Source organism: Streptomyces sp. NPDC008092 (assembly GCF_042957285.1).
Lineage (GTDB): Bacteria > Actinomycetota > Actinomycetes > Streptomycetales > Streptomycetaceae > Streptomyces.
In genome coordinates this window covers 243,608-264,813 of record NZ_JBIBHY010000015.1, presented here as the reverse complement: position 1 = coordinate 264,813, position 21,206 = coordinate 243,608, and the positions used below count along the sequence as shown (strand labels likewise).

General features: G+C 71.7%; 19 protein-coding genes. 9 read left to right on the top strand and 10 right to left on the bottom strand.

From position 1 onward, the window contains the following. Positions 1–59 precede the first annotated feature (59 nt). The 3 genes from ACFZB3_RS39345 to ACFZB3_RS39335 are packed head-to-tail and all read left to right on the top strand — an operon-like array spanning position 60 to position 2,111. Complete coding sequence (locus tag ACFZB3_RS39345) at positions 60–401, top strand: hypothetical protein (RefSeq protein ID WP_391385338.1); 342 nt, start codon at positions 60–62, stop codon at positions 399–401. Further along, positions 394–1,329, top strand: coding sequence for a hypothetical protein (locus ACFZB3_RS39340; RefSeq protein ID WP_391385335.1), 936 nt, complete (start codon positions 394–396; stop codon positions 1,327–1,329). Before ACFZB3_RS39345 ends, ACFZB3_RS39340 begins: the two co-directional genes overlap by 8 nt. Next, positions 1,326–2,111: a methyltransferase domain-containing protein gene (locus ACFZB3_RS39335; RefSeq protein ID WP_391385332.1), complete on the top strand. Its 786-nt coding sequence runs from the start codon at positions 1,326–1,328 to the stop codon at positions 2,109–2,111. The genes ACFZB3_RS39340 and ACFZB3_RS39335 overlap by 4 nt, the downstream gene beginning before the upstream one ends. Positions 2,112–2,155: 44 nt before the next feature. On the opposite strand, the gene ACFZB3_RS39330 is transcribed toward ACFZB3_RS39335, so the two are convergent. Then, positions 2,156–3,544 (bottom strand): MFS transporter, encoded by a 1,389-nt coding sequence (locus ACFZB3_RS39330; protein WP_391385328.1) that lies wholly within the window; start codon positions 3,542–3,544, stop codon positions 2,156–2,158. Then, complete coding sequence (locus ACFZB3_RS39325; protein ID WP_391385324.1) at positions 3,541–4,377, bottom strand: helix-turn-helix domain-containing protein; 837 nt, start codon at positions 4,375–4,377, stop codon at positions 3,541–3,543. Before ACFZB3_RS39325 ends, ACFZB3_RS39330 begins: the two co-directional genes overlap by 4 nt. 157 nt (positions 4,378–4,534) lie before the next feature. Here ACFZB3_RS39325 and ACFZB3_RS39320 point away from each other — a divergent pair, with 157 nt between their 5' ends. Beyond that, positions 4,535–7,489, top strand: a complete 2,955-nt coding sequence (locus ACFZB3_RS39320) for a BTAD domain-containing putative transcriptional regulator (RefSeq protein ID WP_391385321.1) — start codon at positions 4,535–4,537, stop codon at positions 7,487–7,489. An 8-nt stretch (positions 7,490–7,497) separates the two neighbouring features. Here ACFZB3_RS39320 and ACFZB3_RS39315 read toward each other — a convergent pair whose 3' ends face one another. The 3 genes from ACFZB3_RS39315 to ACFZB3_RS39305 are packed head-to-tail and all read right to left on the bottom strand — an operon-like array spanning position 7,498 to position 11,040. Then, positions 7,498–8,058 carry a DUF742 domain-containing protein gene (locus tag ACFZB3_RS39315; RefSeq protein WP_391385318.1) on the bottom strand — a complete coding sequence of 187 codons (561 nt, stop codon included), beginning with the start codon at positions 8,056–8,058 and terminating at the stop codon, positions 7,498–7,500. A gap of 40 nt (positions 8,059–8,098) precedes the next feature. Next, positions 8,099–8,533 carry a roadblock/LC7 domain-containing protein gene (locus tag ACFZB3_RS39310; RefSeq protein ID WP_391385315.1) on the bottom strand — a complete coding sequence of 145 codons (435 nt, stop codon included), beginning with the start codon at positions 8,531–8,533 and terminating at the stop codon, positions 8,099–8,101. Continuing rightward, positions 8,530–11,040, bottom strand: a complete 2,511-nt coding sequence (locus ACFZB3_RS39305) for a nitrate- and nitrite sensing domain-containing protein (RefSeq protein ID WP_391385311.1) — start codon at positions 11,038–11,040, stop codon at positions 8,530–8,532. The genes ACFZB3_RS39310 and ACFZB3_RS39305 overlap by 4 nt, the downstream gene beginning before the upstream one ends. A 554-nt stretch (positions 11,041–11,594) precedes the next feature. Here ACFZB3_RS39305 and ACFZB3_RS39300 point away from each other — a divergent pair. Next, the gene (locus tag ACFZB3_RS39300) at positions 11,595–11,987 is read left to right on the top strand and encodes a DUF485 domain-containing protein (RefSeq protein ID WP_391385308.1); all 393 of its coding nucleotides are present in this window, start codon (positions 11,595–11,597) and stop codon (positions 11,985–11,987) included. Further along, a complete protein-coding gene (locus tag ACFZB3_RS39295) occupies positions 11,984–13,579 on the top strand; it encodes a cation acetate symporter (RefSeq protein ID WP_391385305.1) in 1,596 nt (531 codons plus the stop codon). Before ACFZB3_RS39300 ends, ACFZB3_RS39295 begins: the two co-directional genes overlap by 4 nt. 91 nt (positions 13,580–13,670) lie before the next feature. Here the strand turns inward: ACFZB3_RS39295 and ACFZB3_RS39290 are convergent, their stop codons facing one another. Continuing rightward, a complete protein-coding gene (locus ACFZB3_RS39290) occupies positions 13,671–14,006 on the bottom strand; it encodes a hypothetical protein (RefSeq protein ID WP_391385303.1) in 336 nt (111 codons plus the stop codon). A gap of 294 nt (positions 14,007–14,300) precedes the next feature. Further along, positions 14,301–14,660 carry a hypothetical protein gene (locus ACFZB3_RS39285; protein WP_391385300.1) on the bottom strand — a complete coding sequence of 120 codons (360 nt, stop codon included), beginning with the start codon at positions 14,658–14,660 and terminating at the stop codon, positions 14,301–14,303. Between the two features lie 238 nt (positions 14,661–14,898). Between ACFZB3_RS39285 and ACFZB3_RS39280 the strand changes: the two genes are divergently transcribed. The 3 genes from ACFZB3_RS39280 to ACFZB3_RS39270 all read left to right on the top strand — a co-directional run bounded on the left by ACFZB3_RS39280 (position 14,899) and on the right by ACFZB3_RS39270 (position 18,042). After that, on the top strand, positions 14,899–15,234 hold the full coding sequence (locus ACFZB3_RS39280; RefSeq protein WP_391385297.1) for a hypothetical protein: 336 nt from the start codon (positions 14,899–14,901) through the stop codon (positions 15,232–15,234). Between the two features lie 579 nt (positions 15,235–15,813). After that, positions 15,814–16,794, top strand: coding sequence for an alpha/beta hydrolase family protein (locus tag ACFZB3_RS39275; RefSeq protein ID WP_391385294.1), 981 nt, complete (start codon positions 15,814–15,816; stop codon positions 16,792–16,794). Positions 16,795–16,959: 165 nt separating this feature from the next. Then, positions 16,960–18,042 carry a helix-turn-helix domain-containing protein gene (locus ACFZB3_RS39270; RefSeq protein WP_391385292.1) on the top strand — a complete coding sequence of 361 codons (1,083 nt, stop codon included), beginning with the start codon at positions 16,960–16,962 and terminating at the stop codon, positions 18,040–18,042. A 61-nt stretch (positions 18,043–18,103) separates the two neighbouring features. On the opposite strand, the gene ACFZB3_RS39265 is transcribed toward ACFZB3_RS39270, so the two are convergent. The 3 genes from ACFZB3_RS39265 to ACFZB3_RS39255 are packed head-to-tail and all read right to left on the bottom strand — an operon-like array spanning position 18,104 to position 21,045. Further along, positions 18,104–18,853: a D-Ala-D-Ala carboxypeptidase family metallohydrolase gene (locus tag ACFZB3_RS39265; protein WP_391385289.1), complete on the bottom strand. Its 750-nt coding sequence runs from the start codon at positions 18,851–18,853 to the stop codon at positions 18,104–18,106. Positions 18,854–18,897: 44 nt separating this feature from the next. After that, positions 18,898–19,323: a hypothetical protein gene (locus ACFZB3_RS39260; RefSeq protein WP_391385286.1), complete on the bottom strand. Its 426-nt coding sequence runs from the start codon at positions 19,321–19,323 to the stop codon at positions 18,898–18,900. A gap of 24 nt (positions 19,324–19,347) precedes the next feature. Next, entirely contained in the window at positions 19,348–21,045 is a 1,698-nt protein-coding gene (locus ACFZB3_RS39255; RefSeq protein WP_391385283.1) for a GH25 family lysozyme, read from the bottom strand. Positions 21,046–21,206: the final 161 nt, after the last annotated feature.

Here is a 21,206-nt window from a genome sequence, read left to right as displayed (position 1 = left end):
AGCACGGCACGGCACGTAACGGAGCATCACGGGACGTCACAGGACATGGAGGAAACGCCGTGGTCAATGACATCGCCGCGGGGATCCTCGCCTGCGGGGCCGTGGCCTGGCTGGTGTGGCGCGGGTTCTGCACCGCGCCGGGCTCGTTCGGCTCCTGGGCGATGTTCTCCCACATCTGGGCCTACCGGGTCCGGCTGCACGACGTGCGCGACGGGCGGCCGGTCTGCCCGTGGGAGTACGAGCTGCGCCAGGACCACTTCGGCTCCCTCGACGCGCTGGACTCCCTGGTGCGCTACCTCGACGAGGTGCACGGCCTCCGGGTGACCGGGGAAGGGGTGGTCCTGATGCCCTTCGACCGGATGCGGATCGCGGTCAGGGACGGCCGGGTCGTCCGTGTCTGACCTGCTGGCGGTGCACGGCACCACGGCCGGCCCGGCGCTGTGCTGCTTCCGTCTGATCCTGGGCACGGCACTGGTGTGGAAGATCATCGCCGACCACGTGTTCGGCATGGCACGGTTCTTCGACGACCACCCCAGGTCGTTGGTGCGGTGGCGCTACGAGCGGGACGAGATGGCGGTGAAACTGCTGCTGAGCCCGACCGCCTACAAGGTGTTCTACGCCGCCCGCGCGGTGGCGGCGCTGTGCCTGTTCGCGGGGGTGCTCACCCCGCTCGCGGCGGCGACGGTGGCGGCCTGGTGCATGTACGAGTTCACTTTCGACCGCAAGTTCAACACCGTGTTCCTGGGGACGATGTGCCTCCCCTTCGTCTTCGCCCGGGGAACCGACGCCTATCTGAGCCTCCAGTCGCTGCTGGACGCCCCGTCCCCGGCCGCCTTCCTCGATCCGTCCCGGGTGCCCGGCGGCGGGGGCCTGTCCTGGCCGCAGCTCGCCGTGGTGGTGCTGGTGTTCCAGCTGTACTGGAGCAGCGCCTGGTTCAAGGCGGCCTCCCCCCAGTTCACCAGCGGGGACACCCTGCAGAAGGTCTTCGAACAGCTCACGGCACTGCGCGGGGAGCTGCCCGACGGGCGTCGCGAGTACTACCTTCCCGACTGGTTCACCCGCCGGTTCGCCACCGACGAGCCGTCCCTCGTCGCCCGCCGCTGGCGCCTCCCGTCCCTGGCGACGATCGCCGTGGAGGCCGCCCTGCCCGTGCTGCTGGTCATCCCGGCCACCTGGGCCGTGGGGGCGCTGCTCGGGCTGCTCACCCACGCCGCCTTCACCGCGATGCTGCCGAAGCGGCTGGTGCCCTTCAGCCTCGCCTCGGTGGGCACCTATGTGCTCTTCCTGCCGCCGCACACGTTCGCGACCCTGACCGGAGGATGGACATGAGGAACCGCGCGGTGCGCTCCGGGGCACCCACGAGCTTCGGGGCCCGTGCGCGCGACTACGACCGGCTGCGCCCCGGCTATCCCGAGCGGGCCCTCGCCGAGGCCTGGGCGGCCCTGGGCGGCGGGCCTCCCGGGACCGCGCTGGACGTCGGCTGCGGAACGGGCAAGCTGGCCGGCGCGCTGACCGCCCTCGGCCACCGGGTCACCGGTGTCGAGCCCGATCCGCGGATGGCGGCCGTCGCCGCGGCGCACGGGCTCGCCGTCGAGGTCGGCACCTTCGAGGCCTGGGACCCGCGCGACCGGACGTTCGACCTGGTGGCCTGCGGCCAGGCGTGGCACTGGCTGCACGCCGGCGACCGTACGGCCAAGGCGGCGCGGTTGCTCGGCCCGGCCGGGCGCATCCTGCTCGCCTGGAACTTCGGGTCCTACGCGGCGTCCGCCGGGGCCGGCCTGGCCCGGGTCTACGCGGCCGTCCTGCCGGACGGGCTGCCGGTCGGGCGGGGCGGCCGGAAGGACCTCTCGGAGGCCGACGCCGACGCGTACGCCGAGGAACTGCGCTCCCACGGCTTCGCCGTGACGAAGACCGCGGTGCCCTGGCAGAGCCGGCTCACCTCCCGGGAGTTCTGCGCGCTCCTCGGCACCGAGAGCCGTCACCTGGCCCTGCCGTGGGCCACCCGGCGCCGCCTGCTGCGCGCGGTGGCCTCGTATCTCGATGCCGAGGAGGGCGGCGGGATACGCACGCACTACACCTGCGTGGTCGTCGGGGCGTCCAGGGCCGGCTGACGCCGTGGCGCCGGCCGGCGTGACAGCGGGGCGACGCGTCCCGCTCATCGGGCGAGACGCTCGTCGGGGTCGGCGCGAGACCCCGCGACACCGGCGTCGGCACCGGGGGCACCTGTCCCGCCCCCGCCCGTCCCGCCCTCGTCCATCCCGTCCGTACCGACTCCGTCCGTACCGATTCCGTCCGCCCCGATCCTGTCCAACTGGCCCATGGCCGGCACCAGATGGTTGGCGGCCGCGAGCAGGGCCAGACCGGCGGCGATGACGATCAGCGGAGCCCGGACGCCGAAGGCGTCGGCCAGTGCCCCGCAGAGCACGGGGGCGAGCCAGCCGCAGGACTGCACGGCCATGTTGACCGACGTCAGAACCCGCGCGGCCATGGCGTCGGGGACCATGGCCACCATGGCCGCCCCGAAGACGGCGTTGAGCGGGGTGAGCAGCACGATGCTCGCGCCGAGGCAGAGGCCGGCCGCCCAGGGCCGGCCGGCCAGCGGGACGAGCCCGGCGACACCGCACACGAGCATCCAGGAGACGAGCAGGACGAGGCGGTGGCCGCCGACCCGCCGCACGACCCACCCGGAGGCGAGCGCGCCGCCCAGCCCGCACGCCGTCGCGATCCCCTCGGCGGAACCGATCTCCGAGGACGAGGCGCCGTGCTGACGCAGCGTCACGATGAACATGAAGCCGGTCCCGGTGATGAGCAGGTTCATCAGCGCCGACCACAGCAGCGTGTACCGCAGGAACGGCACGCCCCTGACGAACACGAGACCGGCAAGCAGGTCCCGGCGCAACGGCGGGCGGCGGGCGGCCCGTTCGGCCGGGTCCGGTCCCATCGGCGTACGGATCAGAAGACAGGCCAGGGTGACGGCGGCGTACGACAGGGCGTCCGCGAGGAACGGCGCCCAGCGGGCCAGCGCGAACAGCGTGCCGCCGAGCGGCGCCCCGGCCAACTGGGTGCTCTGGTCGCGCACTTCGGCCCGGGCGAAGGCGGTCCTGAGCTGCGCCCCCGGGACGATCCGGCGCACCAGCGGCGCCGCCGCACCGGCGAACACCGCGGACGCCAGGCCCTGCACCAGCGCGAGGAAGGCGATCAGCGGCAACCACAGGTGTCCGACGGCCACCTGCCAGCAGACGGCTGCCATCACGGTGAGCTGGATCAGGGAGGCTTCCACCAGCAGCGCCCGGCGCGAGCAGCGGTCGGCGACCACGCCGGCCGGGAGCAGGCCCGCGGCCAGTCCGGCGCTCGCGCACGTCCCGACCACGCCGGCCGCCGCGGCGGACCCGGTGGCGGCCAGCACCAGCAGCGGGAACGCCAGCCTGGAGACGCTGGTGCCCAGCGCGGACACGGCGGTACCGGACCACCACAGGTTGTGGTCCCGGTTCCGCCACAGCGACGGCGGACCCTGCTCCGGAGCCCCCCGGCGGTCCCCGGTCACCGTCCCCGCAACCTCGTGCTGATGACCTGGGCGGTGCGCGCGGCGGCCTGGGCGATCCGTTCCAGATGGTGCGCCGGATCGGTCACGGCGCACAGGGACGCCAGCGGCGCCCGCCCCGGCTGCCCGCGCAGCGGTACGGCCGCGCAGCACACCCCCGGCACCAGCTCCTCCCGGTCGAAGGCGGCGCCGCGGGCCCTGATACCGGCGGCCTCCCGCGCCCAGGAGGGGTCGGGCGGGCCCGGCAGGGCGGCGGGGCCGGCCGCGGCCATCAGCACCTTGCCCGGCGCCGACCGCCACGGCCAGATCGTCCCGGGCCGGCAGACGACCGGTTGCCCGGCTCCCGTGCCGGACACCCATTCCAGGACCAGTGTCTGCCCCTTCCACAGCACGCAGATTCCCACGCCGGCCCCCGTGAGCTCTGCCAGGCCGCGCATCGGCTGCGGCGCGACGGACCGCAGCCCGGGGTAGGGCTGCCACCGGTGCCCGAGGCGGAACATCTGCGGCCCCATCCGGTAGTTGCCGCCGTGCCGTTCCACCGCGCCCAGCTCCGCCAGCTGCTCAAGGAGCCGGTGGGCGGTCGACTTCGGCAGTCCGCACTCCGCCGCCAGCCTCGTCGGCCCCGCCTCCCCGGCCCGCTCCACCGCCTCAAGGAGCCCGAAGGCGCCTTCCAGCACACTGCGGCCGGCGGCGCCCGGCGCCGGGGCCATGGCCACCGCCGCCGACGGCACCGCGCTCGCCGCGCCGGCCACCGCCACCGTGGCCAGTGCCCCGGCAGCTTCCCGTCTCCCCGTCCTGTGCGGTGCGTCCGCACCGGTCCCGCCGCGTCCGTTCAAGCCCTTCACCCCCGTTGCGCGCATGGAACTCCGGTCCGGCAGTACGTCAGAAGGCTCGCATCCGGCCATGTGCCGAAACGTTGTCGAATGCCTGTCGGAAATTACGGGCGACGGTGAAAGATGGGATCAGGCGCCGGGGGGCAGGGGAGCGAACAGCATGGTGCACGTGCACTTATTGGGGCCTGTGGAACTGTCGGTCGGGGGGCAGATGGCGGAGGTGGGACCTCCGCAGCGCCGTACGGTGATGGCCGCGCTGGCCGTGGAGACAGGCCGGCCCGTCGGGGTGGCCACGCTCATCGACCGGGTCTGGGACGCCGACCCGCCGAACGCGGCGCGCCGGGCCGTGCACGCCCACATCGCCAGAATCCGGCAGGTGTGCATGCAGGCGACCGACCGTGGCACGCGGCCGTTGCGCCTGGTGCGCCGTTCGAGCGGCTACGTGCTCGACGCCGACCCCGAGCAGGTGGACGTGCACCTGTTCCGGCAACTGGTCGACCGCGCCCAGGAGCCGGAGCTGCCGGACGACACGAAGGCCGCGCTCCTGCGTGAGGCGCTCGGCCTGTGGCGCGGGGAGCCGCTGAGCGGACTGCACGGGCAGTGGGCGGCGCGGATGCGGGAGACATGGCGGCGGCAGCAGGTGGACGCCGCGGTCGGCTGGTCCCGGATCGAGTTGCGCCGCGGCGACCCCGACGCGGTCATCGGCCCCCTCACCGACCTGCTGGCCCAGTACCCGCTGACGGAGTCGCTGGCCGAGATGCTGATGCGGGCCCTGCACGGCAGCGGTCGCAGCGCGGAGGCACTGGACTGTTTCGCCGACGTACGGCGGTGTCTGGCGGAGGAGGTGGGCACGGATCCCGGACCGGCACTGCGCTCGCTCCACGAGGCGATTCTCCGCGGTCACCCGTTCCCGTCCGCCGACCCGGACCCGGACCTGGAACTGCGGACCGCCACCTCGCAGCCGGCACGGCCGGAGCCCCGCGCGCCGGCCGCGCCCGAACCGTCCCCGTCCCCATCCCCGTCCCCGCAGCCCGCCCCGGTGCCGTGGCCGCCGGCGAAGCGGGAACCGGTCGTCACTCCGGCCCAACTCCCGCTCGTGGTACGGGGTTTCATCGGCCGCGACGAGGAGCTGGCCTGGCTCGTGTCGAGCCTCGACCAGGCGCGGGGAAAGTCCTCCGCGGTGGTGATCTCGGCCGTTTCCGGCATGGCGGGGGTCGGGAAGACCGCGCTCGCGGTGCACTGGGCGCGCCAGGTCGCGAGCGAGTTCCCCGACGGGCAGCTCTACGTGAACCTGCGGGGGTTCGATCCCCGGAGTTCGAGGGTCACTCCCACGCAGGCGGTGCGCGGGTTCCTGGACGCGTTCGGCGTGCGCCCGGAACGCATCCCGTCCGGCCTGGAGGCCCAGGTGGGCCTGTACCGCAGCCTGCTGGCGGGGCGGCGGGTCCTCGTCGTCCTGGACAACGCCTGGGACGAGCAGCAGGTACGGCCGCTGCTGCCGGGAGCACCGGGCTGCATGGCGCTGGTGACCAGCCGGAACCGGCTGACCGGACTCGCCGTCTCGGAGGGCGCCCACCTGCTGTACGTGGACGTGCTCGGTCCCGACGCGGCCGGAAGGATCCTGGCCGAACGCATCGGGGCGGACCGGCTGGCGGCCGAGCCCGACGCGGTGCGGGAGATCATCGCCTGGTGCGCGGGCCTGCCGCTGGCGCTCGCGGTGGTCGCGGCACGGGCGGCGGCCCCGCCGCACCGGCCGCTGAGCACGCTGGCACGGGAGTTGCGGGAGGAGCGCAACCGGCTCGACGCGCTGGACGCGGGCGAGGTGGTGAGCCAGGTGCGGGCCGTCCTCTCCTGGTCGTACCGTGCCCTCAGCTCCGGTGCGGCACGGCTGTTCCGGCTGCTCGGCCTGCATCCGGGACCGGACGCGGGACTGCCCGCGATCGCCGCGCTGGCGGGAGTCCCGCCGCAGCGGACCCGGGAGCTGCTGTCCGAGCTGACCAGGGGGCACCTGCTGGCCGAGCAGGTGCCGGGCCGGTACACGTTCCACGACCTGCTGCGGGTGTACGCGGGCGAACTCGTCGCCGAGTGCGACGACGAGCGGGTACGGCGCGAGGCGCTGCACCGCATGCTGGACCACTATCTGCACACCGCGCGGGCGGCCGACGCGCTGGTGACCCCGCAGCCCAATCCGATCGAACTGCCCGCGGCCCGGCCGGGAGCCAACGTGGGCGACTTCGCGGACTACGACCGGGCGCTGGCCTGGTTCACGGCCGAGTGCACGGTGCTCCTGGAAGTCGTGCGCCAGGCGCCGAAGGGCTTTGAGGGCCATGTCTGGCGGCTGACCGCGGTCGTCACCACCTACCTGGACCGGCACGGCTACTGGCAGGCGCTGGAGGACGCCGGCCGGCGGGCGATGGCGGCGGCGCTGCTGGAGGACGACCGCGCCGGCCAGGCCGGCGCCCACCGCACGCTGGGACTGGCCCTCGACCGGTTGCAGCATCCGGCGTCGGCGCGCGAACACTACACACAGGCCCTGGAGTTGTTCGCCGCCCTGGGCAACGACGCCGGACAGGCCCGGACGTGCCAGCACCTCGCCCGCCTGTCGGGGTCGCAGGGCGACCGCCAACAGGCCCTGGAGCACGCCCGGCGCAGCCTGCGGCACTATCGCGCGGCGGGTGACCGGGCGGGCCAGTCGGCCGCGTTGAACCACATGGGCTGGCAGCTCGCGCACCTGGGCGACTACCAGCGTGCCCTGAGCCACTGCCAGCAGGCCCTGGCCCTGGCCCTGGAGACCGAGGACTTCAACGGGCTGGCCCACACCTGGGACAGCCTGGGCCACATCCACCACCAACTCGGCCAGCACCACGAGGCGGTGGACTGCTACCACCAGGCGGCGGAACTCTTCCACGCCACCGGGGAACGCAACCACGAGGCCAGATGCCTGACCCGCCTCGGCGTCTGCTACGACAGCATCCACGAGTCCGCCCGCGCGCAGGACACCTGGACCCGGGCCCTGACCGTCGCCGCCGAACTCGGCCTGCCGGAGCAGGAGGAGCTCCGGACGGAGATCCACCGGCGCCTGCTCCGGGTGCGGCTCCGGCATCATGACGGTGCGTGAGGGACCCGTCAGAGCCGCCGCAGTCCGCCCAGTACCCTCTCCATCAGGGCCTGGGCGGGGACGGCGCCGGCGTCGGTCGCCGTCTCGTGGACGATGATCATCCCGCGGTCCGCCATGTCGCCGAGGAGGACCTTGGCCACTCCCAGCGGCACCGCCACGAGCGCCGCCACCTCGGCCACCGACCTCGGTTCCCGGCACAGGTCGAGCACCGTGCGGTCCCACTGCGCGGCAGTGTCCTGCACGCCGCCCGGACCGGCGGAGCTGACCAGCGTCTCGACCTCGAAGTGGTGGTGCGACCTGGTCCGGCCGCCCGTCCACACATAGGCACGGACGCACGCCGCTGCCGCCCCCGGCTCCGCGCTCCCCGGCTCTCCCGCGGCCTGCGGAGCGTCACGGGTGTCACGGGTGCCAGCAGTGTCAGCGGTGTCGGTGGTGTCAGGGATGCCGGAGCTCTTCCGCCTGCGTCGTGCGGTGCCGAAGCTGAACGCGTTGAGCACATCGGCGAAGGTCTGTTCGTCCTCCGCTTCCTGGCCTCTTCGAGGGCCGGACGGTCCTTCACCGGTGCTCATGGTCTCCTTGTCCGTTCTCCCGTCCGTTCCACCCGCCGGGCTAGCGGGCCGCGGCCCGCTGGAACTCGTGCAGCTCGGTGCGGAGTTCCGGAGTCAGCATCTCGCCGACCTGGTCGACGAGCACGGTCATCTCGTAGGCGATCTGGCCGATCTCGCAGTCCGGAGCGGCCAGGGCGACCAGACAGGACCCGTCCCGGATCGACATCATCAGCATGTTGCCGTGCTCCATCTGGACCACGGTGCGCAGCGCCTTCCCCGTGTCCAGGCAGTGGGCGGCACCCTGGATCAGGCTGACGGCACCCGCCGCGACGGTGGAGAGCTTCTCGGCACGGTCGCCCGCCAGCTGGTCCGACGCGGTGAGCAGCAGTCCGTCGGCCGAGATCACCACGGCGTGCGCCACGTCGGGAACCCGCTGCGTGAAGTTGGTGACCAGCCATCCGAACTGGCCCACCTCCGGGGAATGGGGTGATGTCATGGGTTCTTCCTGCCCGTCGCCGATGGATTGTGCGTCTGGTCGGGCTGCGTCCGACGGATGCCCGACTGGTAGCTGCTGAGGAAACTCCGGGCGCGGCCGGCCTTGGAACTCTCGGCCGTCCCGTCCCCGGTGGCGGACCGCTCGGGCCCGGCCGGAGCGGACCGGGTACGCGGAACCCTTCTGGGTAACCCGGCCTCCGTGAGGCCGGCCGGCCGTTCGGGCTCGTCCGTGTCGCGCTCGTCCGTGTCGCGCTCGTCCGTGTCGCGCTCGTCCGTGTCGCGCTCGTCCGTGCGCCGGTCGGCGGACGCCGGCTCGGCTGCCGCCGCGGCCACGGTGAACCACGGCGGAGCGGCGGGTTCCGGGGGCGCGCCCTCGTCCGCCGGGACGGGCCCTGTCGTCGCCGCGTTGACGGGCAACGGCCGCCGCGGCAGGCGTGACGCCGTGTCACCGGTGTCCTTCCGGCCGCCGCGCGGCCGCACCGGAAGCACGGCGGCGGGGCGTTCGGAGGGGTCGCGGCGTGCGGGGCGTTCGGGGAGCTCGGGGCGTTCGGGGCGTTCGGAGGTGGTGTTGTCCGGCTGGTCCGTGCCGGCCGCCGGCGCCTGCGCCGTGACCAGCTTCGCCGGTACGAGGACATGCGCCCGCAGCCCCTTGGCGCCCGGCCGTTCGCCGAGGCTGACGGCGATGCCGTGCCGGGCGGCCAGGCGGCCGACCACGAGCAGGCCCAGCTGCCGGGACGCGGGCGTGTCCGCGGCGGTGCCCGTCGCCACCCGCTGGTTGGACCTGGCGAGGTCGCCGGCGCTCATCCCGATGCCCTCGTCCTGGATCTCGATCAGCAGCGAGCCGTCGGGCTCCCGGACCCCGCCGACGACCACCCGGGTGTGCGGCGGGGAGAACGTGGTGGCGTTGTCGAGCAGTTCGGCGACGAGCCGCCCCAGGTCACCGGCCGCGTACCCGATCACGTCGACCGCCGGGCCGGGCTCGACGAGCACGCGCTGGTAGTGCTCGATCTCGGAGACCGCCCCCCTCAGCACGGTGTCCACCGCCGCACTGCGGGAAGAGCGCACCAGCGTGCTGCCGCACAGGACCATCATGTTCTCGTTGTTGCGCCGCATCCGCGTCGCCAGGTGATCGAGGGTGAAGAGGCCGGCGAGTTGCTCCGGGTCCTCCTCGTGCCGTTCGAGCTGTTCCATCAGCCGCAGCAGACGGTCCACCAGGCTCTGGCTGCGCCGGGAGAGGTTGACCAGGGAGTCCCTGAGGTCACCGCGCAGCGCGGCCTGTTCCGCCGCGAGTCGCACTGCCTGGGCGTGCACGGTGTCGAACGCCCTGGCGAGCTGGCCGAACTCCTCCGTGGTGTGCACCGGCACGACGCCGACCACGGTGTTCGCCTTTCGCCCCTCGCGCATGCTCTCGACCGCGGCGGGCAGCCGGTGCTCCGCCACGTCGAGTGCGGTCGAGCGCAGGAGGGCCAGCGACCGCAGCAGGTGCCGGCCGATCCCGAGACCGACGGCGAGGGCGAGCAGCAGCACCGCGAAGAGGATGACGGACGCCAGACCCGCCTGGTCGCTCGTCCGGTCCTGCATCCTGGCGGACGTGGTCCGCATGGTGCGGAGGAAGCCGTCCGCCGCCTTGCCGACGAGAGCACCGGTGGTCTCCGAGTCGCGGTTCCAGCTGTCGGCCGGGACATGCGGGAAAGCGGTGGCGTTCCCCTGCGCTCCCGACTGCGCTCCCGACGCCGGCGGCACGGCCAGTGCGGCGCTCACCACCTGCGCGCGCCGGGTGACGGCGGGACCGGTGACGGTCCGTCGATAGTCGCTCAGCTCCGCGGGGGTGGCCACGGCCCGGAAGGCGGCGAGGCTGTCCCGCAGGCGCAGGTCGGCCTCCCGCAGCGCCTTGACGAGGGCCGGGGCAGGCGGCCGGCCCCGGCCGGGTGCCTGCAGCAGGATCGCGTGTTCGAGATGGATCTGCTCCTCGACCGCCTCCAGGTCGTACAACGCGGTTGCCGACCGGGTGAGTTCCGGGGTGGCGAACCCGCTGACCAGTGCCTGGTCCAGATCGAGCAGTCCGGTGATGATCGTGCCGTAGTCGTCGAGCGCGGTCCAGGAACCGACACTGCCCGACGCCACCTGAGCGCGCAGGGCGGGCAGACCGGCCAGGAGGCCGATGGCGTCCCGGTAGCGGTGCGCCGCGACGCCCGTGAGGGAGACGCTCTGCTTCTTCGTGCGGGCGACGGCGGTCCGGGCGCTGTCGACACTCGCCGTCTGCCGCCGCAGACCGGCGGGATCGTCCACGGCGCCGGCGGTGCCGGGGGTGCCGGCGTTCAGCCGTTCGACGGACATCGTGCGTTCGGTCTGCAGGGCTTCCAGCAGCGTCCGCAGCTGACCACGCATCTTGACCCGGCGCTGCAGGTCCGCGTAGGAGTTGGCGCGGGTGACGTCGCCATGGATCTGCACGACGCCCAGGCCGACGGCGAGCAGGGCGGGTACCACCAGGACCGCCGTCAGTTTCACGAGAAGCGGCCAGTTCCGCCACTGTACGAGCGAAGCCCACAGCGACGGTCGTAACGGACGCGTGGTCGCATCCCCGGTCGCGGTCATTTCATGAACTCCGTGCCCGGAACAGCCTGCCTGCAGGGACCTGTCACGATGGTGTTCTCTCCCGGGTGCCCGCACGCTGTGTCCCGATCTGCCAACTGCTGTGGAACAGAGGCGAGCTTAGGGCAGCGGGCAATCGGCAACAATGCCGTTCCCCGGCCCTGCCGCCGGAGAATCAAACCGTTACCCACATGTCCCCCAGATTTCGTGGGCCGGAAGGTGACGTCGTGTGGTCGTGGTTCGTTTTGGTAACCGCCGAGGAAAAATAGGATCAAGTCGTCTTCGGTTCGCAACGGTTCGGGGCATCGAATGGGCGAGCGGTTCTCGGGGGCGTGTCGGGACTGTGGGTTTCGCTGCTCAACGCCCGTTTCGGGGAGTGCTGGTTGACGGTACGCGGTATCTCACTACACTCTCCACCGCCGCAGGAGCATCCGTGTGTACTCCTGCCCGGATCCCCAGGAACGAGGAACGTGATCAGACCGGCAGGGGTGCCCGCCTCCGAAGAGTCCGAGCGGTCCGCCGGGCGGGAGTTCACCGGGCTGCGTCACGAAGGCGGGCCCGACTACTCCGCGATTCAGCAGAGCGAGGAGTTCGCCCGGCTGCGCAGACGGCTCCGGCTGTTCGTCTTCCCGATGAGCGCGCTCTTCTTCTGCTGGTACATGACGTTCGCACTGCTTTCCGCCTACGCCCACGGGTTCATGAGCCGCAAGGTGGCGGGCGAAATCAACATGGGCACCGTCCTCGGTCTCATGCAGTTCGCGTCCACGATCGCGATCGTCCTGGCGTACCGGCGTTTCGCCGGGAAGAAGCTTGATCCGGAAGTGGCCAGGATTCGCGAGGTGGTGGGGGTCGACGAGGAATGACACGGCAGATCGCCGCCGGGGCGACCGGCAGCCCCACGCTCAATCTGTGCGTTTTCCTTATTTTCGTCATCATCACGCTGTTCATCGTCTACAGGGTCACCAACAGAAACCAGACGGCGTCCGACTACTACGCCGCGGGCAGCGCCTTCACCGGTGTGCAGAACGGCATCGCGATGTCCGGGGACTTCCTCTCCGCGGCCTCCTTCCTGGGAATCTCCGGGGCGATCGCCGTCCATGGCTACGACGGGTTCCTCTACTCCGTCGGATGGCTCGTCGCCTGGCTGGTCGCTCTTCTGCTCATCGGTGAGAGGCTGCGCAACACCGGGCGGTTCACCGTGGGCGACGTGATGGCCTTCCGGATGCGGCAGCGCCCGGTGCGGGCCGCGGCGGCCAACGCGACCCTGGTGATCACGTTCTTCTACATGCTCGCCCAGATGGCCGGCGCCGGCGGGCTGGTCGCCCTGCTGCTCGACGTGCACACCAGGGGCGGGCAGGCACTCCTCATCAGCGGCGTGGGCGTCGTCATGCTTCTCTACGTGCTGGTGGGCGGGATGAAGGGCACGACCTGGGTGCAGATCATCAAGGCCGGCCTGCTCCTGGTCTGCGTGACCTTCATCAGCGTGTTCATCATCGGCAAGTTCGGATTCAGCTTCTCGGCGCTCCTCCACCAGGCCACGCAGAACAGTCCGTTGGGCGAGCGGCTGCTGGAGCCGGGCAGCCTGTACGGCCAGAACGGCACGAGCCGGCTGGAGTTCGTCTCGCTGGCACTGTCGCTGGTCCTCGGCATCTCCAGCCTGCCGCACGTGCTGATGCGCTTCTACACCGTGCCCGACGCCAAGGAGGCGCGCAGGTCGGTGGTGTGGTGCTCCTGGTCGATGTTCACGTTCTACCTGGGAATCCTGGTCGTCGGATACGGCGCCACCGCCCTGGTCGGCTCCGACGCGATCGTGCACGCCCCGGGCGGGGAGAACTCCGCGGCGCCGCTGCTCGCCTTCCGCATCGGCGGGGTCGTGCTCCTGGGAGTCGTCTCGGCGGTGGCCTTCGCGACGATCCTGGCGGTCGTGGCCGGTCTGACGCTGGCCGCTTCGGCTTCGTTCGCCCATGACGTCTACGCCAACGTGATACGGCACGGCAAGGCCGATCCCCGGTCCGAGATCCGGGTCGCCCGCCTGACGGCGGTCGTGGTCGGCCTGCTGGCGATCGTCGGCGGCATCGTGGCCGACGGCCAGAACGTCGCGTTCCTCGTGTCGCTGGCCCTGGCGCTCGCCGCGTCCGCCAATCTGCCGACGATGCTCTACACGCTGTACTGGAAACGCTTCAACACCTCGGGGACGCTCTGGAGCATCTACGGCGGCCTGGTGTCCTGCCTCGTGCTCATCGTCTTCTCGCCCGCGGTCTCCGGTACTCCCGCGTCGATCGTCAAGAGCGTCGACTTCCACTGGTTCCCGCTCATGAACCCCGGCGTCGTGTCGATTCCGCTCTCGTTCCTGTGCGGATACCTGGGCACCGTGCTCAGCAGGCGTCCCGCGGATCCGGACAAGCAGGCGGAGATGGAGGTCCGGGCGCTGACCGGAATCGGCGCCCGGCTGTAGCCGATCGCGTCAGGACCGGCGGGGCTTTGCCTCCGGGTGCCCGAGCGCACGGCCCGCGCGCCGCCGGCAGACGTGCGGCGCGGCCGTGTTCTCAGACGACCTTGCCGTCCTCGCCGGCCCTTCCCCGGTGCCCCTTCCTTCCGTTGTGGCCGTCCTTCCCGTCTCTCCCGTCGAATCCCTCTCTCCCTTCCCGGCCGGGCCTGCCGTTCTTTCCGGGCGGGCCGGAGGGGCCGCGCGGGCCGGGGGGACCGGAGGGGCCCGGCGGGCCGGAGGGGCCGGGGTCGGAGTAGTAGCCCTGGAGGTCGATGTTCTGCGTCCACATGTCGTCGATCTGCATCTGATGGACGACGAGCGCGGCCGACTGCCCGACGAGCGCGGTGGTCAGCACGGCGCCGAACAGCAGGGGGCGCCACGGTCTACGCAGCAATTCCTTTACGTTTCTCACGATGTCTCTCACGCTGTGTGACGGCGAAAGTCTGGATGGCGAGGCGTCGGAGAAGGCGGGCCTTCTCCTGGGATGTCTGTCGCGGAGCGGCCTCTGCGGCCGTGCGTCCGTCGTGACCCTGCTGTCCCGGCGAGCGGTGCGCGCGCCCGGATGTCCGTCCGGTGCTGCCCTCTGCGGTGGTGGCCGGTCCCGTCCGGTGGTGCGGACCACGGGGGAGTGGGGGTGTACGGGGCCCGGGAGGGCCCCGTACGCGGTGTTCCCTGTTGGTCCCGGGGCTCAGCCGGTGCTGGTCCCGGTCGGCCTCGGAGTGGCGACGGCGTTCTGGCCGTTCTGACCGTCCTTGCCGTCCTTGCCGTCCTTGCCTTGCCTCCCGTCAAGTCCGTTCGTGCCGTTCTGTCCGTCCTGTCCGTCCTTGCCGTCCTTGCCGTTCGTGCCGGGCGGGCCGACGGGGCCGGACGGGCCTTCGGGGCCGGGCGGGCCGGACGGACCGACCTCGACCTGATGGCCCTGCAGGTCCATGTGCTGTGCCCGTAGGGAGTCGATCTCCGAGTCCTGGGCGATGAGTGCGGCCGACTGTACGACGAGCGCGGTGATCAGAGCCGCGCGCAGAACAAAGGGCCGCTGCGATCGCAGCATTTCGTTTACGCTTCTCACTTTATCCCTCACGCTGTGTGACGGCGAAAGTGTAAAGGGGGAGGCGTCGAAGAAGGCGGACCTTCACGTGGAGTGTCTGTCCCGAAGTAACCCAGAAGGCCCCCGCCGTGTGGCGGGAGCCTCCGGCCGCGTGTAAACACTCACCCCGTCGGCGGGGTGGGCCGGTCTTGGTGGTCCAAGCTGCCCGGTGGTCTCGGCCGGAGCCTGTATCGCCGTCGGTGTGGCAGCCGCGACGATCGGCTGTGCGAGTTACTGGGCGCGGACAGAAAAGATGGACTGGAGCGGCTATGGCCTGTGGCTCGTCACGGCGCTGCTCTGCGCTGTGACTGCGCTGTTCCGGCGACTGGGAACCTGCGCGGTCGTACCGCGTGCGGAAACGCTCGTCGTGCCCAATCCCGTCGGGGCCCAAGAGGCCGGGTACGAGGCCATCCGCAAAGTCTCGGTTCAACTGGGCGGCAATCTCAAGATTTTGACGGTCCGTGACGAGTGGCTTTTCCCGGCGGTTGCCGTTCTCGCCGGAACGGCAGCCGGGGTGATCGGTCTGATCGGCCTGTGATACGGACTGGCGAGGTGATTCTCGGTGCCTTCTTCATTGTCTGGGAAATCTTCGCCCGGTACAGGGCCACGCGGCATGCGGATGTCTTTGACCGTATGTGGCCGACCAGGCTGCGGGGGGCAGTGGCCAGAGCCCGGAATTGCAGATTCCAGAAGATTCGGATGGCTGCGCTGATAAACGGACATGACTGGGCGGCGACCCGCCCTTCCGTCCGGCGTCCGACGTCACCACGCACCCGCTCCGACGGTCCGGGCGGAGCTGCCGAACGCCATGGGCTTCGAACTCCTGGTCACCCTCCGGCAGTCCGCGGGCTGCGCGAGCGTGCACGTCGAGCACTGCTCCGCGGGGGCCTGGCACCAGGCCGCCTCGCAGAGGTGCGTGTCCTGCTGCTCCGACGGCTGGTACGGCTACGGCCGTGCGCCGAAGCCCTTCGCGAGCAACGACCGTTACCGCGTCCGCGGTCGGCCAAGGGGGCACGGGCCGGCGTCGCTTGACAAAGCGGGACGCTGTTCCGGATAGTAATCGGGACAGTGTTCCGTTTCTCCGGCCGTGGCCGGACGCAGAAGGGAACCGCTCGCCATGAGCGCAACCGCCAACACCTCTACCGATACCGACACCGCCGCCGTCTTCGGCCCGCCCGCTCCCGTTCTGTCGTACAGCCCGGTGACCCTGTCCGTGCCCGGACGGCCCGTGGACCTCCAGGTCCGTGTCTCCGTGCCCGCGACCGGGACCGGCCTGCCCGTCGTCCTGCTCTCCCATGGGCACGGCGGCTCCCACCACCTCTCCTCGCTGAACGGGTACGCGCCCCTCGTCAACCTCTGGGCGGCCGCCGGATTCGCCGTCGTCCAGCCCACCCACCTCAGCTCCCGGACCCTGAGCCGGCGGCTCGCCGACGCCCCGGGAGCCCCCTTCTTCTGGCGCTCGCGCGCCGAGGACATGAGCCACGTCCTCGACCGGCTCGACGAGATCGAGCACACCGTGCCGCAGCTCGCCGGGCGCCTCGACCACGACCGGATCGCGGTCGCCGGGCACTCTCTGGGCGGCCACACCGCGAGCCTGCTGCTGGGTGCCCGGACCACCGACCCCGACACCGGGGCGGAAGTGGACCTGCGTGAGCCCCGGATCAAGGCGGGTGTGCTGCTGGCCGCACCCGGCAGGGGCGGCGACGTCCTCAACGGCTGGATGGCCGAGAAGGTGCCGTTCTTCCACGCCACCGACTTCTCCACGATGACCACACCCACCCTGGTCGCCGCCGGGGACAAGGACGACTCCGCGCACTTCACGGACATCGGCCCCGGCTGGCACGCCGACCCGTACCACCTCGCCCCCGCCCCCAAGACCCTGCTCACCCTGTTCGGTGCCGAGCACCTGCTCGGCGGCATATCGGGATACGACGCCGACGAAACCACCGACGAGAACCCCGAGCGCGTCGCCGCCCTCGGCCGTCTCACCGCGGCCTACCTGCGCACCCAGCTCCAGCCCGACCCCTACGCCTGGCAGAAGGCGTGCGAGGCGCTGACGACGGGAACCGCGCCGGCGGGACGGGTCGAGTGCAAGTAGGCCGCACGGGGGTCCGGCGAGCGGGCGACTTTGTTTGACGGCTTGTCAAATTCCGTCATGGAAAAGGTCGTTGGCGGTCACTTCGGGGCAGCGGAAGGACGTACACGCTCCATTCCCGCGGTGTAGCTTCTACCCGTCAGTAGAGGTTTGAGCAACGGGGGACGTGTGGTTGCCTCTCCGCATACCGAGAAGTTCGCCGCCCGTCTCCGGATGCTGAAGGACCGCAGCGGCCGGGGATACGACCGCCTCGGCAAGGAAGCGGGCGTCAGCGGTTCCAGCCTGCACCGGTACTGCTCCGGCCTCAGCGTCCCGGTGGACTACCGCGTGGTGCACGCCTTCGCCAGGGTGTGCGGCGCCGGCGCGGAGGAACTCCGTGAACTCCACCGGCTGTGGGCGCTGGCCGACACCGACCGGGACGCACCGGCGGACACCGACCGGGACGCACCGGCGCCCGTGACCGCCGTACCGGATCCGGTGCCCGTGACCGCCGTACCGGATGACGTCGCCCCGCCGGAGACCGGGCGGCCGCGGCGGTTCCGGGTGCCCGAGAAGCTGTCCCCCCGGGTCGCGGTCCTGGCCGCCGTGGTCGCGGTGGTGCTGGTGGCCGGCTTCGTGTGGCTGCCTGGCAGCGCCCCCGGCACTGCGGCACCGGCGTCCGGTGACAGGCTGCTGGACTCCCCGGCGTGCAAGACCGTGAGCATGGGGCAGCACGACGCCTGCGTGCGTGAGGTCCAGACGCTGCTGGCGCGGGCGAAGGGCAAGCTCGCCGTCGACGGCGACTTCGGGCCGGAGACCCTGCGCAGGGTGACCGCGTTCCAGGTGCTGGCGAGGCTGCCGGCCACCAACGTGGTCGACGACGCGACGAAGAAGGCGCTCTACGCACAGCAGGTGACCATGACGACCTGGCCGCCGGCCAGGGTGGCGAAGCGGATCCGCGAGGTGTTCGTCGAGGATCCCGGCACCGCGGTGGCCGTCGCCCGCTGCGCGTCGTTCCTCGACCCGCTGTACGTACTGCCGAACACCAACGGCAGCCGCAACTGGGGCGTGTTCCAGATCTCCGACGCCCGCCTGCAGGACCTCGACGGCACACCGCTGCGGGCGTTCGACCCGGACTGGAACATCAGGGCGGCCCACCGGCTGTGGAGCGTCCGGCACGACTTCCACGACTGGCCCTCCTGCGAGGCGGCACTGAAGAGCACGCCGACGAGCACACCGAAGAGCACTCCGCAGACCACACCGAAGAAGTGAAGCCCGGAGCTCCGGGTACCGAAGCGGCGGTACCCGGAGCTCCGCTCCCCCGAGAGCGGCGTCAGACCGTGCCGTCCTCCCACCACCAGTCACGGCCGAGGTCGGCCCTGCTGTCCACGTGCTGGTGGTCGACGGTGTACGTCTCCAGGCCGGAGAACCCGCAGGTCTCGGCCTTCTGGTAGACGGTCTTGGTGGCCACCCCGGGCACGTCGAGGTCGGCCGCGGTGCCGTACAGGTGCATGCTGTCGCTGGCCCCGCCGATCTCGGCGTTGTGCGCGATGCTGCGGAAGCCGGAGTTGACCGTGATCGGCTTGTCGCCCAGCTTCTTGCGCAGCGCCTCCAGCTTGTACATGCAGCGGCGGACGTTCTCCTTCACCTGCGACGCGCTCAGCTTGCCGCCGTTGAAGGTGCCGTCCGACTGGTTGACGAACTCGCTCCAGTTGAAGTGCAGCGTGGAACCGTCCGACTGCTCCAGGGAGTTGAGCTTCGCCTGGGTGTTGGCGCCGACCTCGGCGTCGACACTGAGACCGTACGCCGCCTGGAAGCGCCGCACGGCCGCCGCCGTACCGGGGCCGAAGTCCCCGTCGATGCCCACCCGGCTGTGGCTCGCGCTGTCCGCGGCCCAGCCGGCGATCCGGATCTGCAGTTCGGTCACGTCGGCGCCGGTGGCGCCCTGGGTCAGGGTGCGCGACCACGCGTAGGCCTGGGCGGTGCCCGAGAACAGCAGCTGGCCGAAGGCTATGCCGGCGCCGGCGGCCAGCGTGCCGCGCAGCATGGTGCGGCGGTCCAGGGGACGGGAGGAGAAGGTCACGGTCGTCCTTTCGGAAAGGTCGGTGGGTGATCTGGTGGAAAAGGTCAGTAGGCGATCTGGAACGTCACGTTCTGCGCGTCGGTGTCGTAGGCGTGCACGCGCAGGACGAAGTGGGTGCCGTCCTTGACGTCGGTGGCGACGGTTCCCCACTCGGTACCGTGCGTGGTGTACGCGTCACCGTTGTTGCACTTGGTGGTGTGGTCGACGAACACCACGCAAGCGTCCAGGTACACGCCCGGTTCGTCCGTGATCAGCCGCAGGTTGATGTCGTTGCACCGCGAGGACGTGGTGTAGGTGCCGTACTCCTTGGCGGCCGCCTGGTAGTGGTACGTCAGGGTCTTCGCGCCGCCGTAGCAGGTGGTGGCGGCGGCCGAGGCGGCCGACGTGTGCGCCGAGGCGGGCGCGACGCCCACGCCCAGCAGGGCGGCCGCGGTGCACAGGGCCGAGGCGAGCGTTCTGTTGCGGATCATGGTGGTCTCCGTGGGGCCGGCGGGTCAGAAGGCGATCTGCATGACGGCGTCGTCGCCCTCCAGGGGCACGCCGTTGGGCACCGTGAACTTGGTGCCGTCCAGGACGTCGGTGGCGATGGTCGTCCAGCTGCGGCCGACCTTGGTCCAGCGGTTGCAGGTGCCGGTCTTCGCGAACTTCACGCAGGCGTTCACGTAGTCCGCGGTTCCGCCGGTGACCCGCATGTTGATGTCGTTGCAGCGGCTGGTGGTCCAGTACGGGCCGAAGTCGACGACGTCCCCGTAGCGCACCGTCACCGCCCCGCCGTAGCAGGTCGTCGCGGCCGCGGCCGCGGTCGCGGCGGAGAAGGACGCCGTCGCGGTGCCGCTCCGGTTGGCCAGCCGGTCCAGGTCGGCCTGGGTGCCGTTGAACACGTCCGCGGTCGCCGGGGCCTTGATGCCCGGGAACAGCGCGGCGTCGGTGTACTGCCACATCGCCCAGGTCGTCGAGCCGTTCGGCAGCGGCGGCTGGGTGATCGACTGGCGGTAGTCCGCGAGTTGCAGCGGATACCGGGCGAACGCGGTCGTCGAGCCCAGGCAGTCGTCCAGGAAGGACTTCTGGGTGTAGATGACCGGGGTCCGGCCGAAGGCCGCCTCCACCTTGTCGAGCCAGGCCTTGGCGTCGGCCACCGTGCCGTAGGTGGGACAGCGCCCGGTGCCGTCGTCCATGCGCTCCAGGTCGAACACCGGCGGCAGGTCGCCCGCCCGCTGCCCGGTGTAGCCGGTCGCCCTCACGGCGGCGATGAACCGGTCGGCCTGCGCGCCGCCGGTGTCGGCCGCGGAGCCGGTGTAGAAGTGGTAGGGCGCGACGGCGAGTCCGGCCGCCCTGGCCGCCGGCAGGTCGGTGGCGAGGTACTCGTCGGTGACGTTCAGGCCGCGGGTGGCCTTGACCGTCGCGAACTCGACGCCCGAGGCCCGTACGGCCTTCCAGTCGATCGGCGCGCCGCCCGGGTGCTGGTACTTGGCCGTGTCCAGGCCGTCGATCGGGTGACCGGCCGGGCGCGGCGGCGTGCAGTACACGTCACGGCCGGACCAGTCGGCCAGTTTCGCCCAGGTGTTGGGGCCCACCACGCCGTCGGCGCTGAGGCCCGCGCAGTGCTGCAGCTCGACGACCCGGGACTCGGTGCCGCCCCCGAAGTCGCCGTCGATCGTCAGCGGCGGGTAGTGGAACGGCTCCATGGCCAGGTTCAGGCGGCACTGCACCTCCTTGACCTCGGCGCCGTTCGCGCCCTTGCGCAGCGTCGGGCGGGTGTCGGTGTGGCCGCACACCGTCGCCTGCGCGGTGGCCGACGTGCCCTGGGCCGCGCAGGTGTGCGGCTGGGCGGCCCAGGTGTTCAGCGCCGCCCAGGTCTGCGGGCCGAGCACGCCGTCCACGCCCAGCCCGGCGCACGCCTGGAACTCCTTGACCCGCGTCTCCGTCGCCGGACCGAACGAACCGTCCGCCGCGATCGGGGCGTACCGGCTCGGCTTCGTCGCGAGATCGAGTTCGCACTGCGCCTCGACCGTCGGGTCCCCCGTCGATCCCCGTTGCAGCGTGGGCTGTTCGCTCGTGTGCCCGCAGACCGCGACCGCGGTGGCGGTGGCGGTCGCCGCGGACTGCGCCGCGTGCACCGCCGTGGGTCCGTACAGGGGCAGGACCGCTGCCACGGCGAGGGTCAGGCCCCGCAGTAGCGTCCTCCGTCCCATCTGTGTTCCCCCTCATGTGAGTCGGCCGGGAGCTCCCGGCCCGGTCATGCTGGCAGCGGCGGTCCCGGGGGCCGGATCCCCTCGTCCCGGATCGGGACGCCGGGACGGTCGCACGGCGGTGACCTGCGGGGACGGACGGCCGCTGGGACGGGCGTGGGACA